The sequence below is a fragment of the Pseudonocardia sp. TMWB2A genome, assembly GCF_017312135.1.
The window spans coordinates 1,613,211-1,628,360 of the sequence record NZ_QKQY01000001.1 but is presented as its reverse complement, the minus strand read 5'-3'; the positions used below and the strand labels follow the sequence as shown (position 1 = coordinate 1,628,360).

Below are 15,150 nucleotides of genomic sequence, written 5' to 3'. Positions count from 1 at the left end.
GCAAGGAAGGAAAATGATATGATGGCATCATCCTATCGCATTTTCGGGGCAGCCTTGCTGCTCGGCCTTGCCGGATGCGGACAGGCTGCGGAGTCTGTCAAAGACAGTTTGAGCCAGGAATTTCGGGCGGAATATATCAAGGAATGTACGTCATCGAGTACAGCCTTCGGGATGGACAGTTCCGAAACGCAGGCTTTTTGTACGTGCAGCGTCGATAAAATCCAGCAGGATTATGGCTTGAAAGAGCAACTGAATCTGTCCGATGAACAGATGGACAAGGTGTTGGATTATTGCATGGATCAGGCGGACCCGGAGGTCGGCTGAACGCCCCGATCCCGCCGGACTATAATTAAGGAAATAACATGGCTGACTTTGATTTTGACGTTATCGTAATCGGTGCAGGGCCCGGCGGGTATGTGGCCGCGATCCGCGCTGCGCAATTGGGCCTCAAAACCGCCTGCGTTGAAAGCCGTGAAACCTTGGGCGGCACCTGCCTCAATGTTGGCTGTATTCCGTCAAAAGCCTTGCTCCATGCGTCTGAACTTTATGAAGAAGCGGCCAATGGCACGCTCGCCAAACTCGGCGTCAAAATCGACAAGATGAGCCTCGACCTCGACACGATGCAGGGCCAGCGCAAGGATGCAGTCAAGGGGCTCACCGGCGGTATCGAATTTTTGTTCAAGAAGAATAAGGTCGAATGGCTGAAGGGCCATGCCGCCTTCACCTCGCCGACCGCGATTGATGTTGGTGGCAAAAGCTATACCGCGAAAAATTTCATCATCGCGACGGGTTCGTCGGTGACGCCGCTCCCCAATGTCGACGTTGATAATGCCAAGGGCATCATCGTCGATTCGACTGGCGCGCTGGAGCTTTCGAAGGTGCCCGAAACCATGGTCGTCATCGGTGGCGGCGTGATTGGTCTGGAGCTTGGCAGCGTGTGGCGCCGCGTCGGCGCGAAGGTGACGGTCGTCGAGTTCCTCGACCAAATCCTTCCCGGCATGGACGGCGAAGTGCGCAAAGACGCCAACAAGATTTTCAAGAAGCAAGGCTTTGATTTCAAGCTTTCGACCAAGGTGACGGGCGCTACCGTCAAGGGCAAGAAAGCCATCCTCACGGTCGAACCCGCAGCGGGCGGCAAGGCGGAAACGATTGAAGCCGATTGCGTGCTGGTGTCGATCGGCCGCAAGCCCAACACCGAAGGATTGGGGCTCGACAAAGCGGGCATCACACTCAACAAGCGCGGCCAGATTGAAACCGACCATGATTTCCGCACTTCGGTCGATGGCATCTGGGCGATTGGCGACGTCATCCCCGGCCCGATGCTCGCGCATAAGGCCGAAGATGAAGGCATTGCCTGCGCGGAAAATATTGCAGGGCTCACCGGCATTGTGAACCATGATGTGATCCCGTCGGTCGTCTATACCTATCCCGAAATTGCGGGCGTGGGGCTGACCGAAGAACAGGCGATTGAAAAAGCCGGTGGGGAAAAGGGCGCGGTCAAGGTCGGCAAGTTCCCGATGATGGCCAACAGCCGCGCCAAGACCAACCATGAACCGGATGGCTTCGTAAAGGTCATCGCCGATGCCACCACCGACAAGGTGTTGGGCGTTTGGGTCATCGCCAGCGTTGCCGGCACGATGATCGCACAGGCCGCCCAAGCGATGGAATTCGGCGCGACCAGCGAAGACATCGCCTACACCTGCCACGCCCACCCGACGCACAGCGAAGCCATCAAGGAAGCCGCTATGGCGGTCACGGGCAAGCCCATCCATATGTGATTGTGGGCGGGACAGCCGGACATAACAAAAGGGCCGCGCGGGAAACCGGGCGGCCTTTTTTTGTAGGGTTGGGGGGGATGCTTAAGAAGTTCGCGCAACCTAAGCCCCTCCCCTTCAGGGGAGGGGTTGGGGTGGGGTCTGTCCGTCTGGCGCAGGGCTAACCGATAGACCCCACCCCACTTCGACTAAGAATTTTCGCTTGCGCGTAAAATTCCTAAGTCTCCGTTGCCCCTCCCCTGAAGAGGAGGGGCTTAGAGGTGCCTCCCCGGCTCGCTGATGCCCTTTCTGACAGGGCTAAAACAAGGAGGGCTTAGGAAGCGCACCCCACCGCAACTGCGCATATTACCTCCCGCCCCCTAAACCGCGCGCCGCATAAAATATGTGCCTGCACCATAGCCCGGCAGGGGGCCGCCATCCTTGGTGGCCTCGACCGTTTCAAAGCCTTGGACTTTCCAATAGCTGTCCGCGCCATTCACCGCGACAAGGCTGATATGGTCGAACCCTGCTTCTTGGGCATGGGCCAGCACATAGGCGGTGGCGCTGCGGCCCGCGCCGCTGCCGCGTGTTTCGGGGAGGAGGGCGATGTCGTGGAGGTAGAAATTGTCGCGTGCGTGGGGGAGGCTGCCAAGCCGTGCGCCAAGCGCGGGGGCATCGTCATCATGCCAGGGGTGGGCGACAAGAAAGCCTTTCACCACGCCCTCCTGTTCGAACACGATGCAGCCCGCCGGATAGAGCGCAAGCCGTTCGGCATAAACGTCGCGCGATTCTCGGAAATCGCGATGCACCATGTCGGAAATGGCGGAAACGGCGTCCAGATCATCGTCCCGCATGGCGCGCCAGCCTTGCCCGTTTGTCATGTTTTGCTTTCCTGTCTTAACGATAGTTCCAATCACTCCTCCCGATGCATCCCTTAGCATCCGCGCCCGCGCGGGGCCAGTTGTCACGCAAACAGTTGACCGCCGCCGCGCCTTGCGCCAACTAGCGCCGCGATGATTAACACCGCCTCCGTTGCCCAGCTTCCTGCCCATCTGGCCCCCGCCTTGCTGCCGGCGCTGGACGTGATCGGCATTGCCGTGTTCGCGCTGTCGGGCGCGCTAGCGGCGGCCAAGCGCGAGCAGACATTGGTGACCTTCGTGTTTTTCGCGGTGGTCACGGGTGTCGGCGGCGGGACGGTGCGCGACCTTTTGATCGGCGCGCCGGTTTTCTGGGTCCATGCAAGCTGGGTGCCCTTTGTGTGTTTGGCGATGGCGCTGCTCCCTTGGCTTTCGCCCCGCCATTTCTGGTTCGATACGCGCGGCAACAGCAAGGCGCTCGACTGGTTCGACGCGGTAGGGCTTGCCTCCTATGCCGTGTTCGGCACCGCCAAGGCGCTGGCCTTCAATGTCGAGCCGCTGCCCGCTGCGATGATGGGCGTAATTACCGCTTGTGTCGGCGGCATCATCCGCGATGTGCTGGCGCATGAACCGTCGATCATCATGCGGCCGGAATTATATGTGACCGCAGCCGCGCTGGCGGCAGGCGGCTTTGTCGTCCTGCTTTTGTTGGGCGCGCATTTTTGGGTAGCCGCGAGCGTCGCGGCGTTGGCGGGCTTCACGCTACGCGGTTTGGCGATCCATCGCGGGCTGGCGCTGCCGACCTATAAATCGGGCGGGGAGTGAGGCTGTCGGGAAATAGCGCCAGACGGACAAACCCCACCCCACTCCGACTAAGAATTTTCAGCTACGCTTCAAATTCCTAAGTCTCCGTAGGCCCCTCCCCTGAAGAGGAGGGGCTGATGTCAGCTTACCCGAACAATGCCATCAGTTTCGCCCACACACCTTCCGCCTGATCGGCTTTCAGCGTCTTGGGTGCGACCATGTCGCCACATTCGAGGCAGCGCGCCTGCACATTGCCGCCGCTGGCGAGCAGGCTGAGCTGGTCGACGGCGGCGGCCATACGGGCTTTTTGCTGGAGCGCGACCTGTGCGAACAGGCCTTGGGCCGCATTGTCGCTCCATTCATCGCCATTGTCGGCAGGCGCATTGAGGGTGGCGAGCATTTCGGCGAGCGCGTCGGGTTCATTTTCAAAATATTTGGGATAGACGCTCTTGGGGTCGAGCTTGGCGAGTTTCGCCGCTTCCGCGACCGCCTCGTTCAAGCCGCCAAAACCATCGACCAAACCAATTTGGTGCGCGGTGCCACCGGCCCACACACGGCCTTCGGCGATTTCCTGCACCTTTTCGATGGGCAGTTTGCGCGACTGGGCAACAAGGCCGGTAAAGCGCGCATAAATATCTTCGACCGAGGCTTGGGCGAGTGCGTCAAATTCGGGCGAGAAGCCCTTGAACACATCCGGTTCCCCCGACAGCGGCGTCGTTTTGATGCCGTCGGCATTGACGCCCCATTTGGCAAGCGTGCCTTCAAAGCTGGGGATGACCCCGAACACGCCGATCGAGCCGGTGATGGTGTCGGGTTCTGCAAACACTTTATCGCCCGGCGTCGACACCCAATAGCCACCGCTTGCCGCCAAGTTCGCCATCGAGACGACCACCGGTAATTTCTTCGCCTTGGCCTGCAAAATCGCCTGACGGATTTGTTCGGAGGCCAGCACCGATCCGCCCGGCGAATCGACGCGCAGAACGAGCGCCTTGACGCTATCGTCCGCGACCGCCTTCATGATGTGCTTGGCGACCGTATCGCCGCCCGCAGTGCCGCTCGGTTGCTTACCGTCCACAATGGTGCCGATAACGGGAACCACCGCAATCGGTGTGCCGCTGGTGGGCGCGGGGTTATTGTCGACCCATGCCTTGTAGGGGATGGATTTGAACGCCCACGGCTTTTTGGTGTCACTCGTGCCGGTCACTTCGGCGACGCGGCGCGAAAAGGCGATTTTGTCGCCGAGCTTATCGACCAGCTTCATCGATAAGGCGGCCTTACCCATATCATTGTTAAAACCTTTGGCGACCGTCACCGGATCGGCCATATAGGCATCTATCTGCGCCGAGGGCCGCGCTTTCTTGACCTGATCGAGCCATTGCGTCCACAGCACATCGGCATAAGCGCGCGTCGCTTCCTTGGCTTCGGGCGACATATCGCTGCGCATGAACGGCTCGACCGCGCTCTTGAAGGTGCCGACGCGATAGATATGCGCCTTCGCGCCCAACTGGTCGATCAGCCCTTTGAAATAAAGGTTCGACCCGCCGGGGCCGGTGATGACCGCTTGGCCGAAATCATTCATCCAGATTTCCGACGCATGGGCGGCGAGTTGATAGGCATCGTCGGTATAAGCGGTCGCATAAGCAAAGACCGGCTTTTTCGCCGCGCGCACCTTGTCGATGGCTTGGCCGACATCGCCCAAGGTCACCTGACCGCCGCCAAGAAACGAATCAAGGTCAAGGACCACCGCTTTGACGCGTTTATCGGTCGCTGCGGTTTCGAGCGCGCGGATCACATCGCGGGCGCGATATTCCTGCGGCATATTCTCGCCGCCCTGAAGCGCGGTCATAAGGTCGATATCGGCGGGCTGTTCGGTAATCGTGCCTTTGAGTTTCAGCACCAACGCGCCGTCGCTGACTATGCTAGGATTGGGCGTGCCGCGCAGAAAGCCGAACAGCATGACAAAGAAAACCAACAGGAAAAGAAGCGCGAGCGCATCCTTGATGCCAACCAATATGCGCCAGGCTTTGCCCATAAAGGCACGGTTGGAGCTTTTCGCTGCCCCCGCATCACGCGGCGCGCTTGCAGGAACGGAAGGGCGGGGGAGGGGCGCATCATGCGCAAGGCTGCTGTCGGTCATGAAACCCAAAATATGCCGGGACGCGCGCTAACACAAGGGCGTTTTAGGATATTAATACAGTTTGGGGTTTGGGGGAGGGTCTGTCGGAAATTTTCATGTAAACCTCTGCCCTCCCCGACTACGACTAAGAATTTTCAGCTACGCTTCAAATTCCTAAGTCTGCGTTGCCCAGCGAACGTGAAACCGCCCCCGGCGGTTTCGGTTGATGCCGGGGGCATCAACCAGTTCGCTCGCAGGCGGGAGGGGATGGGTGGCAATTCCTTTCTAGTTTGGCGCGACGCAATCCCCCTCCCGCTTGCGGGAGGGGTTAGGGGAGGGTCTGTGGGCTAAGAGAGGGCCTGTAGCGAGAGCATGAGTCGATAACGCCATCCCCCATCCCAATTTTTCCACCCTACACACGCTTGTCACATGCCGATGCTTCCTGCATGGCGGATCGCTTATGGATACAGTCGCTTACTCTCCGTCTGAAAAGCTTGTTGCCGCGCCTGCCGGGTGGGGGGCGGAGTTTCGTGCGACGTTGGCGCTGGCTTGGCCGCTGGTGCTGGCGAACCTGTCGCAGACCGCGATTTACGCGACCGACGTGCTGCTCATCGGCAAGCTGGGCGCGACCGAATTGGCGGCATCGGCGCTCGCGACCAATTTGATTTCGGTGCTGCTGTTCACCGGCACCGGCCTTGTCACCGCTGTCGCGCCGCTTGTCGCGAGCGAGTTGGGCGCGCGCTCGAACAGTGTGCGCGAAGTGCGGCGCAGCGTGCGTATGGGGCTGTGGGCAGCAATCCTGTTCGCGCTCGCCGGCTGGCTGCTCCTGTGGAATGTCGAATGGATTTTGGTGAAATTGCTTGGCCAGGACCCTGTGCTGGCTGCCCATTCCGCAGAGTTTATGCGCTGGCTCCAATGGAGCCTGCTCCCCGCAATGGGCATTGTCGTATTGCGGATTTTCGTCGCGGCGCTGGGCAAACCCTTATGGGCGCTGCTCGTCGTATTGATTGGCGTGGGCGTCAATGCGGCGCTCAACTGGGCGCTGATTTTCGGCCATTGCGGCTTTCCCGCGCTCGGCCTGCAAGGGTCGGGAATTGCCAGCACCCTCACGACGACCTTCATGTTCCTCGTGCTGGCCGCCATTGTGTTGCTCCAGCGCAATTTCCGCCGCTACCATATTTTCGGGCGCTTTTTCCGCTGGGACGGCGAACGGTTACGCGAAATTTTCCGGCTCGGCACCCCGATTGCGCTGACCTTGGCGTTCGAGGTTACGGTATTTTCGGCGGCCGTCATGCTGATGGGCCTCATCAACACGACCTCGATTGCAGCCCATGCAGTGGCGCTGCAACTCGCCGCGATCAGCTTCATGGTGCCGCTCGGCATTTCGCAAGCGACCACGATCCGCGTCGGCATGGCCTATGGCGCCAAGGACCATGAATGGATCACGCGCGCAGGCTGGGCGTCGTTCGTGCTGGCGATGGGCTTTATGGCGGTCGCCGCCGCGATCATGTGGCTATTCCCGCGCGAGCTGGTCGGCCTGTTCGTCGATGTGACCAAGCCCGGCAACCCCGAAGTGTTCGCGCTGGCCGTGAGTTTCCTCGGCGTTGCAGCGATTTTCCAACTGGCGGACGGCGCGCAGGTCGTCGGCGCGGCGATGCTGCGCGGCCTTCATGATACCACCATCCCGATGATTTATGCCGGGCTTGGCTATTGGCTGGTAGGCTTAGGGTCGGGTGCGGCTTTGGCCTTTTGGGCCGGATGGGAAGGCGTGGGCGTATGGACCGGCCTTGCGCTCGGCCTCACCGCCGTGTCCATCCTCATGCTGACGCGCTGGTCGCGGCGCGAGCGGTTGGGGTTGTTGCCTTAGGCTTTGACGCGCTCTCATGCCCCATAGTCCGTCATTGCGAGCGCCGTAGGCGCGCGGCAATCCAGAGTGGCCCCACCCTCTTCCGTTCGTCCTGAGTAGCAGCGAAGCTGCGTATCGAAGGACATTGGCGCGGTCATAACCTGTCCTTCGATACGGCTCTTCGAGCCTACTCAGGACAAACGGCAGGAGGGGCAAGACGCATGGGCATCGTCGCAACCACCCCGCATTTCCATCACCTTGCCGCTAGGGCAAAATATTCCCGCTGCATGGACTTGACGCTGTCACATTGGCGAACCATATCGCGGCTCGTTAGCACTCAAGATTGTTGAGTGCCAAAAATCCATTTCATTTGCATCAGGCAAACAGAAAGCAAGGGAGCTTATTATGAAATTTCGTCCGTTGCACGACCGTGTGCTGGTCCGCCGTGTCGAGGCCGAGGAAAAGACCGCTGGCGGCATCATCATCCCCGACAATGCCAAGGAAAAGCCTGCTGAAGGCGAAGTGATTGCTGTCGGCGAAGGCGCTTACAATGAAGATGGCGACCGCATCAAGCCGGACGTCAAAACCGGCGACCGCGTGCTGTTCGGCAAATGGTCGGGCACCGAAATCAAGGTTGATGGCGAAGATCTGCTCATCATGAAAGAATCCGACATTCTCGGCATTTTGGGCTGATTTTAATTTTTCGTCATCCCCGGCTTGACCGGGGATCCATCTCCCGACCGGTCCGCTAGGCGACGCGCTCACGAGATGGATTCCCGCCTTCGCGGGAATGACGGGGTGAATTTTTGAAAGGACATTACAATGGCTGCTAAAGACGTAAAATTCGGCCGCGATGCGCGCGAACGTATTTTGAAGGGCGTGGACGTCCTCGCCGACGCCGTGAAGGTCACGCTTGGCCCCAAGGGCCGCAACGTCGTGATCGACAAAAGCTTTGGCGCACCGCGCATCACCAAGGACGGTGTTTCGGTCGCCAAGGAAATCGAACTCAAAGACAAGTTCGAAAATATGGGCGCGCAGATGGTGCGCGAAGTCGCATCCAAGACCAACGACATTGCCGGTGACGGCACCACCACCGCGACCGTTCTTGCGCAAGCTATCGTGCGCGAAGGCATGAAGTCGGTGGCTGCGGGCATGAACCCGATGGACCTTAAGCGCGGCGTTGATCTGGCTGTCGGCAAGGTTGTTGCAGACATTCAGGGCCGTTCGAAGCCGGTTGCCGGTTCGTCGGAAATCGCGCAGGTCGGCACCATCTCGGCTAATGGCGACAAGGAAGTCGGCGAAAAGATTGCCGAAGCCATGGACAAGGTCGGCAAGGAAGGCGTGATCACGGTTGAAGAAGCCAAGGGTCTCGAATTCGAACTCGACGTTGTTGAAGGGATGCAGTTCGACCGCGGCTATCTGTCGCCCTACTTCATCACCAATCCGGAAAAGATGACGGTCGAACTGAACGACCCTTACATCCTCATCCACGAAAAGAAGCTGTCGAACCTCCAGGCCATGCTCCCGATTTTGGAAGCTGTGGTCCAGTCGGGCCGTCCGCTCCTCATCATCGCGGAAGATATTGAAGGCGAAGCTTTGGCGACCCTCGTGGTCAACAAGCTGCGTGGTGGCCTCAAGGTTGCTGCGGTCAAGGCACCGGGCTTCGGCGATCGTCGCAAGGCGATGCTCGAAGATATTGCCATCCTCACCAAGGGTGAAATGGTTTCGGAAGATCTTGGCATCAAGCTGGAAAATGTCACGCTCGGTATGCTCGGTCAGGCCAAGCGCGTCACCATCGACAAGGACAACACCACCATCGTTGACGGTGCGGGTGAAGAAGATGCGATCAAGGGCCGCGTTGAAGCGATTCGTGCGCAAATCGAAAACACCACGTCCGATTATGACCGCGAAAAGCTGCAAGAGCGTCTCGCGAAACTTGCTGGCGGCGTGGCCGTGATCAAGGTTGGCGGCGCGACCGAAGTTGAAGTGAAGGAACGCAAGGACCGCGTTGACGATGCGCTCCACGCTACCCGCGCAGCGGTTGAAGAAGGCATCGTCCCCGGCGGCGGCACCGCGCTTCTTTACGCGACCAAGGCGCTTGACGGCGTCGATGGCGAAAATGACGACCAGACCCGCGGCGTGGACATTGTCCGTCGCTCGCTGTCGGCCCTCGTTCGCCAGATCGCGGAAAATGCGGGCCATGACGGCGCGGTCGTTTCGGGCAAGCTGCTCGATCAGGACGACAGCTCGTTCGGCTTTAACGCGGCAACCGAAGCCTATGAAAATCTGGTGTCGGCGGGCGTGATCGACCCGACCAAGGTGGTCCGCACCGCGCTCCAGAATGCAGCATCGGTCGCTGGCCTGCTCATCACCACCGAAGCGGCTGTTTCGGAACTGCCCGAAGACAAGGCCCCGGCTATGCCGATGGGCGGCGGCATGGGCGGCATGGGCGGTATGGATTTTTAAGTCCAAGCCCAACGCTGAAGCACAAAAAGAGGCCGGGGGGGAAATCTTCCGGCCTTTTTTGTTCGGGCGTGGGGGCCGCCGGTTCACCAAGGCGCAAGCCGCCATGCTTTACGGCTTTCCTACCGGTCTTTTGTCTGCATCCTTGTGCGTCCCGCGGTGAAAATCGCGGGTCTTTGATATTGTTGATGGCAAGGTGCGGGGTATAAGGTGGGCGGAATTAAAGGCGTGATGGTGTGACTCTATGCGACTTTAAGGAAGGGGACGGGACGCGGTTATGATGATATTGGCCCTTGCATTGGCTGCCGGACAGGCGCCGGTTTCCGCCGATACACCTGCCGCCACGCCACCCGTCTGCGGCTATGAAATCATACGCGACTATCCGCATGATCCGCGCAGCTTTACGCAAGGCCTGTTCTTCCATGACGGGCATTTATATGAAAGCACGGGGCAGTTAGGGCAGTCGCGGGTGGCGAGGGTCGATCTGGAAACGGGCGAGGTGCTGGCCGAACGACGGCTCCCCGCTGAGCAGTTTGGCGAAGGGTCGGTGCGCTGGAAGGACCAGATCATTTCGGTCACTTGGCAAAATGGCGTCGGCCATCGCTGGCGACTTAAGGATTTAAAGCCGCTGGGCAGTTTTCGCTATGCAGGCGAGGGCTGGGGGCTAGCGCTGCTGGACGAGCAATTGGTGTGGAGCGATGGCAGCGCGACCTTGCGCTTTTTGGACCCTGCAACGATGGCCGAGATGCGCCGCGTGACGGTCACCTATGCCGGGCGTCCGCTCGCCATGCTCAACGAGCTGGAGGCGATTGACGGCGAGATTTGGGCGAACATCTGGATGAGCGAGCTGATTGCGCGGATTGATCCGGTAAGCGGCAAGGTGACGCGCATCGTCAATCTGGCAGGCCTCAGGGCAGCGTCGGGTGCGCGCGGGATGGATGGGGTGCTGAACGGCATTGCGTGGGACGCGCATGGCAAAAGGCTGTTCGTCACCGGTAAAAACTGGCCGAAATTATACGAGATCAAGCTGACCGGTTGTTGAGGGATGGCGGCGGCTGGGGTTGACCATATTACGCGAGGCCGGTGCTTATTGCGGCTTGTCCGCTGCCTTGGGCTGGCTCGCCCGTCCGATGCCGCCAAGCGAAGGGCGCTGAGAGGGGGCGGCTTGGGGTTGTGTTTCGGCTTGTCCCTGTGGCTGTCCCTGTTGAGGGGTGCTTGCCGCCGGAGGGGCCGAGGTAGGCGATGTAGCCCCGACGGGCGGAGCCGGGGCTTTGGGCCGCGCGTCCAACTCTGCGGCGGCGGCGTCCAATTCCTTATTTTCGCCGATGGTCAGCCCGCCCTGACCCGGATCATTTTCGTGGCGCAGGCAGCCTGTAAGCGCGAGTAGGCACAGCGCCCCGCCTAGCGGAAGGGCAAGAAGGGTGCGCGCGGAAAAGGTCATGGTTCCAAGGCTTATTGCTTTTGCTCCAAATAGCAAGCGGGTGCGGGCTGGCAGGCGTAGGGCTGGTCGCACAGTCAAGAAGGGATGCTTAAAAAACCGTCTGCGAAAACGGGGATTAAAAGAAAACGGGCATTAAAAAAGGGCCGCCTCTTGCGAGACGACCCCTCTTTAATTCGAGAAACGAAAAGTAAGAAACTTACTTCTTGATTTCTTCAGCAGTTGCCTTCGCAGCGTCGCCAGCGGCGTCAACAGCCGAAGCAGCAGCGTCCTTAGCCGAGTCACCAGCCTTGGCAGCAGCGTCCTTGGCGTCGCCAGCAGCAGCCTTCGCGGTGTCAGCAGCAGCGTCGGCACCAGCAACAGCAGCGTCGGCACCAGCAGCAGCAGCGTCACCAGCAGCGTCGCCAGCAGCAGCAGCAGCGTCTACAGCCGAGTCAGCGGCGGTGTCAGCCGAAGCAGCAGCAGCGTTGGCGTCAGCAGCAGCCTGGTCAGCAGCGGGCTGCGAGCAAGCAGCGAGGCCGAGCGAAGCAGCGAGAACGAGCGAAAGAGAAATCGACTTGGTCATTTGGGAACACCCCTAATACAAGAGAAAAACCGTTGCAGGCAGAGGGAAGGGTAAGCAAAGCCGCCTCCCCGCGTCCAGCAAACCGGTCCCTAACGACTCGTGATTCAACATGCAATGGCACTTTTTTTGCTACTCGCCGCATTTTTTCCGCGACATTGCAAATTTATGACCAAGTCCAAGCTTTCTGCCACTTTTCCTCCATTGACCACATATAAAGAATTCTTTATATCTTAAACAATCATGACCCAATTGATAGACATTCTCCGGTCGCTGGCGGACCCCACAAGGCTGCGAATCATCGCATTGCTGCGTGTTTTGGAGCTTTCGGTCGGGGAAATCGCGCAAATATTGGAGCAGAGCCAGCCGCGCGTTTCGCGCCATGTCCGCATCCTTGCCGAAGCGGGACTGGTCGAGCGGCGTAAGGAAGGAAGCTGGGTTTTTCTGCGTTTATCGCCGGGAAAGGCGACCGATGCGTTGCGCGAATTTCTGGGCGCTGTGCCTTTGTCGGCGGCGGAACAGAATATTGTCGATCTTGACCTGGTTGCGCTGCGCACCGTGCAGGCCGAACGCGCGGCGGCGGCGAGCCGCTATTTTGCCGACCATGCCGAACAATGGGATGCGATCCGCTCGCTCCATGTGGCCGAAGCCGAAGTCGAACAGGCGATGTTGCGCCTGATGCAGAACCGCCGCTTGGGTCATGTGCTTGATGTCGGCACGGGGACGGGGCGGGTGGCCGAACTGTTCGCGCCGTCCGCGCGGCGCGTGACCGCGCTAGACCGCAGCCCGGAAATGCTCCGCCTCGCCCGCGCGCGCCTCACCGCGCATGACTGGCCGGTCGAATTATTGCAGGGCGATTTTTATGCGCTGCCTTTGGGGGCCGAAAGCGCTGACACGATCATCTTCCATCAGGTTCTCCATTATGCGCAGGCCCCCGATCAGGTGATTGCCGAAGCCGCGCGCGTGCTGCGCCCCGGCGGCCATATACTGATCGTCGATTTCGCCTCGCACGACCGCGAAGAATTGCGCACCCGCGATGCCCATGCGCGTCTCGGCTTTTCCGATGCGCAAATTCGCGGCTGGTTTGCCTCGACCGGCTTGCTGGTCGAAGCAAGCGACGCGCTGAGCGGGGGCGAACTCACCGTGCGCCTGTGGCTTGGCCGCCGCCGTTCCGACGATAATCCCGCCCGCCAAGAAGAAGCGCAGCGCAACGCCGCCTGACGCCCGGAGATAATTTATATGAGCAATCCGCCGAACACTCCCCTCTCCGAACAATATCGCGCCAATGCGAGCCCGCTTTTTGCAGGGCTTGGCGGCGATATTGATGTGAGCTTCGAATTTTTCCCGCCCAAGACGGAGAAAATGGAAGCGCAATTATGGGACACGTTCGATACGCTCGCGCCTTTGGGACCGAAATTTGTCTCGGTGACCTATGGCGCTGGCGGCACAACGCGCGAGCGCACCCATGCGACAGTCGCCAAAATTGCGCGCGACACCGCCATTCCGGCAGCGGCGCACCTCACCTGTGTCGAAGCGAGCAAGGACGAAATTGCCGAGGTCGCCCATGCTTATTGGGAAGCGGGCGTGCGCCACATCGTCGCGCTGCGTGGCGATGCTCCGGCGGGCGGCAAATTTGTCGCGCATCCGGACGGCTATAATAATGCCGCCGAACTTGTGGCGGGATTGAAGGCGCTGCATGATTTTGAAATTTCGGTGGCCGCCTATCCCGAAGTCCATCCCGATGCCGATTGCGCGGACAGTGATATGGATAATCTGAAGCGCAAGCTTGATGCAGGGGCGACCCGCGCTATCACCCAATTTTTCTACACGCCCGACGCTTATTTCCGCTTCCGTGATGCGAGCGCAGCGGCGGGGATTATAGCGGACATCGTGCCGGGCATCATGCCGGTGTCGAACTTTGCAGCGATCCAGCGCATGTCGGCGATGTGCGGCACTGAAATTCCGGTGTGGATGGCGGGGCTGTTCGACGGTCTTGATGACCATCCGCAAGCGCGTCAGCTTGTATCGGCAACGGTTGCCGCTGAAATGTGCCGCCGTCTTTATGCGGGTGGCGTGCGCAATTTCCATTTCTACACCTTGAACCGAGCGGAGTTGAGCTATGCGATTTGTCATCTGCTCGGCCTGCGTCCGCGCCAACACTCTTCGGGAGCAAGCCTATGAGCATCCGCGAAACCTTATTGAATGAAGCCAAAAAGCGCGTGCTGCTCACCGACGGCGCGTTCGGCACCCAAATCCAGAATTATAAGCTGTCCGAAGAAGATTATGCCGGGGATTTGGGCCTCAGCCACGATCAAAAGGGCAATAATGATATATTGGCGCTCACCAAGCCGGAGGTGATCGACACAATCACCCGCGCCTATCTGGAGGCGGGATCGGACATGGTTTCGACCAACACGTTCAGCGCCAATATCATCAGCCAGGCCGATTATGGCGCGGAACATCTGGTCAAGGAAATCAACATCGCCTCGGCGCGAATTGCGCGCAAGGCGGCGGATGATTTTGCCGCGAAAGATGGCAAGCCGCGCTTTGTTGCGGGCGCAATTGGCCCGACCAACAAGACATTGTCGCTGTCGCCCGATGTCAACGACCCCGGCTATCGCGAGATTGATTTCGACTATCTGGTCGCGGTCTATCGCGAACAGGTCGAAGCCTTGGTTGAGGGCGGCGTTGATTTCATCCTCATCGAAACCGTGTTCGATACGCTGAACGCCAAAGCGGGCGTGATGGCGGTGCGCGAAGCGGAAGCCGCGCTGGGTCGCGAAATTCCGATGATGATCTCGATGACCTTGACCGACCTTTCGGGCCGCAACCTGTCGGGTCATACGGTCGAGGCTTTCTGGTATGCCGTGCGTCATGCCAAGCCCATCACCATCGGCCTCAACTGTTCGTTCGGCGCCGACCAGCTCCGTCCGCATGTGCAAGTGCTGGCCAATCTCGCCGACACGCTCATCATGGTCTATCCCAATGCGGGACTTCCCAATGAGCTGGGCGAATATGACGAATTACCCGACCAGACGGCGGCGCTCGTCAAGGAATGGGCGGATAAGGGGCAGGTCAATATATTGGGCGGCTGTTGCGGCTCCAGCCCCGCGCATATCGCCGCCATGGCCAAGGCGGTCGCAAATCTGCCGCCGCGCACGCTGCCCGATGTGCCGGTGAAGACTCGGCTTGCGGGGTTAGAACCGATGACCGTAGCCGCCTGATACAATCTTCGTCATTCCCGCGAAAGCGGGAATCCATCTCCGGACCCCCAGTCTAAATCTGCCGGTCAGGAGATGGATCCCCGGTC

At 59.7% G+C, this 15,150-nt stretch carries 13 protein-coding genes; 10 read left to right on the top strand and 3 right to left on the bottom strand.

Going from position 1 to position 15,150, the window contains the following annotated elements:
- Positions 1-18: 18 nt before the first annotated feature.
- Together DMP17_RS07615 and lpdA are read left to right on the top strand one after the other, a co-directional pair.
- Entirely contained in the window at positions 19-324 is a 306-nt protein-coding gene (locus tag DMP17_RS07615) for a hypothetical protein (protein WP_337828464.1), read from the top strand.
- Between the two features lie 38 nt (positions 325-362).
- Positions 363-1,778, top strand: a complete 1,416-nt coding sequence (gene lpdA, locus DMP17_RS07610) for a dihydrolipoyl dehydrogenase (protein ID WP_337828463.1) — start codon at positions 363-365, stop codon at positions 1,776-1,778.
- Positions 1,779-2,134: 356 nt separating this feature from the next.
- Here lpdA and DMP17_RS07605 read toward each other — a convergent pair whose 3' ends face one another.
- Positions 2,135-2,635 carry a GNAT family N-acetyltransferase gene (locus DMP17_RS07605; RefSeq protein WP_337828462.1) on the bottom strand — a complete coding sequence of 167 codons (501 nt, stop codon included), beginning with the start codon at positions 2,633-2,635 and terminating at the stop codon, positions 2,135-2,137.
- A 132-nt stretch (positions 2,636-2,767) separates the two neighbouring features.
- Here DMP17_RS07605 and DMP17_RS07600 point away from each other — a divergent pair, with 132 nt between their 5' ends.
- Positions 2,768-3,436 carry a trimeric intracellular cation channel family protein gene (locus DMP17_RS07600; protein WP_337828461.1) on the top strand — a complete coding sequence of 223 codons (669 nt, stop codon included), beginning with the start codon at positions 2,768-2,770 and terminating at the stop codon, positions 3,434-3,436.
- A gap of 124 nt (positions 3,437-3,560) precedes the next feature.
- Here the strand turns inward: DMP17_RS07600 and sppA are convergent, their stop codons facing one another.
- Positions 3,561-5,552, bottom strand: a complete 1,992-nt coding sequence (gene sppA, locus DMP17_RS07595) for a signal peptide peptidase SppA (RefSeq protein ID WP_337828460.1) — start codon at positions 5,550-5,552, stop codon at positions 3,561-3,563.
- A gap of 439 nt (positions 5,553-5,991) precedes the next feature.
- On the opposite strand from sppA, the gene DMP17_RS07590 reads away from it, so the two are divergent.
- The 4 genes from DMP17_RS07590 (at position 5,992) to DMP17_RS07575 (ending at position 10,882) form a co-directional block, all read left to right on the top strand.
- Entirely contained in the window at positions 5,992-7,398 is a 1,407-nt protein-coding gene (locus DMP17_RS07590) for an MATE family efflux transporter (RefSeq protein ID WP_337828459.1), read from the top strand.
- 384 nt (positions 7,399-7,782) lie between these two features.
- A complete protein-coding gene (groES, locus tag DMP17_RS07585; RefSeq protein ID WP_337828458.1) occupies positions 7,783-8,070 on the top strand; it encodes a co-chaperone GroES in 288 nt (95 codons plus the stop codon).
- Between the two features lie 129 nt (positions 8,071-8,199).
- Positions 8,200-9,843, top strand: a complete 1,644-nt coding sequence (gene groL, locus DMP17_RS07580; RefSeq protein WP_337828457.1) for a chaperonin GroEL — start codon at positions 8,200-8,202, stop codon at positions 9,841-9,843.
- Between the two features lie 274 nt (positions 9,844-10,117).
- A complete protein-coding gene (locus DMP17_RS07575) occupies positions 10,118-10,882 on the top strand; it encodes a glutaminyl-peptide cyclotransferase (RefSeq protein WP_337828456.1) in 765 nt (254 codons plus the stop codon).
- A gap of 595 nt (positions 10,883-11,477) precedes the next feature.
- Here DMP17_RS07575 and DMP17_RS07570 read toward each other — a convergent pair.
- Positions 11,478-11,843 carry a hypothetical protein gene (locus DMP17_RS07570; RefSeq protein ID WP_337828455.1) on the bottom strand — a complete coding sequence of 122 codons (366 nt, stop codon included), beginning with the start codon at positions 11,841-11,843 and terminating at the stop codon, positions 11,478-11,480.
- A gap of 240 nt (positions 11,844-12,083) precedes the next feature.
- Between DMP17_RS07570 and DMP17_RS07565 the strand changes: the two genes are divergently transcribed.
- From DMP17_RS07565 to DMP17_RS07555, 3 genes are read left to right on the top strand one after another with little or no spacing between them, the layout of a single operon-like run.
- Complete coding sequence (locus tag DMP17_RS07565) at positions 12,084-13,061, top strand: ArsR/SmtB family transcription factor (protein ID WP_337828454.1); 978 nt, start codon at positions 12,084-12,086, stop codon at positions 13,059-13,061.
- A gap of 18 nt (positions 13,062-13,079) precedes the next feature.
- Positions 13,080-14,021, top strand: coding sequence for a methylenetetrahydrofolate reductase (gene metF, locus DMP17_RS07560; protein WP_337828453.1), 942 nt, complete (start codon positions 13,080-13,082; stop codon positions 14,019-14,021).
- Positions 14,018-15,064 carry a homocysteine S-methyltransferase family protein gene (locus tag DMP17_RS07555; protein ID WP_337828452.1) on the top strand — a complete coding sequence of 349 codons (1,047 nt, stop codon included), beginning with the start codon at positions 14,018-14,020 and terminating at the stop codon, positions 15,062-15,064. Before metF ends, DMP17_RS07555 begins: the two co-directional genes overlap by 4 nt.
- Positions 15,065-15,150: the final 86 nt, after the last annotated feature.

Excerpts from the sequence above, each read along its gene's own strand:
- DMP17_RS07615 (WP_337828464.1), top strand. The coding sequence starts at position 19 with ATGATGGCATCATCCTATCGCATTTTCGGGGCAGCCTTGCTGCTCGGC.
- lpdA (WP_337828463.1), top strand. The coding sequence starts at position 363 with ATGGCTGACTTTGATTTTGACGTTATCGTAATCGGTGCAGGGCCCGGC.
- DMP17_RS07605 (WP_337828462.1), bottom strand. The coding sequence starts at position 2,635 with ATGACAAACGGGCAAGGCTGGCGCGCCATGCGGGACGATGATCTGGAC.
- DMP17_RS07600 (WP_337828461.1), top strand. The coding sequence starts at position 2,768 with ATGATTAACACCGCCTCCGTTGCCCAGCTTCCTGCCCATCTGGCCCCC.
- sppA (WP_337828460.1), bottom strand. The coding sequence starts at position 5,552 with ATGACCGACAGCAGCCTTGCGCATGATGCGCCCCTCCCCCGCCCTTCC.
- DMP17_RS07590 (WP_337828459.1), top strand. The coding sequence starts at position 5,992 with ATGGATACAGTCGCTTACTCTCCGTCTGAAAAGCTTGTTGCCGCGCCT.
- groES (WP_337828458.1), top strand. The coding sequence starts at position 7,783 with ATGAAATTTCGTCCGTTGCACGACCGTGTGCTGGTCCGCCGTGTCGAG.
- groL (WP_337828457.1), top strand. The coding sequence starts at position 8,200 with ATGGCTGCTAAAGACGTAAAATTCGGCCGCGATGCGCGCGAACGTATT.
- DMP17_RS07575 (WP_337828456.1), top strand. The coding sequence starts at position 10,118 with ATGATGATATTGGCCCTTGCATTGGCTGCCGGACAGGCGCCGGTTTCC.
- DMP17_RS07570 (WP_337828455.1), bottom strand. The coding sequence starts at position 11,843 with ATGACCAAGTCGATTTCTCTTTCGCTCGTTCTCGCTGCTTCGCTCGGC.
- DMP17_RS07565 (WP_337828454.1), top strand. The coding sequence starts at position 12,084 with ATGACCCAATTGATAGACATTCTCCGGTCGCTGGCGGACCCCACAAGG.
- metF (WP_337828453.1), top strand. The coding sequence starts at position 13,080 with ATGAGCAATCCGCCGAACACTCCCCTCTCCGAACAATATCGCGCCAAT.
- DMP17_RS07555 (WP_337828452.1), top strand. The coding sequence starts at position 14,018 with ATGAGCATCCGCGAAACCTTATTGAATGAAGCCAAAAAGCGCGTGCTG.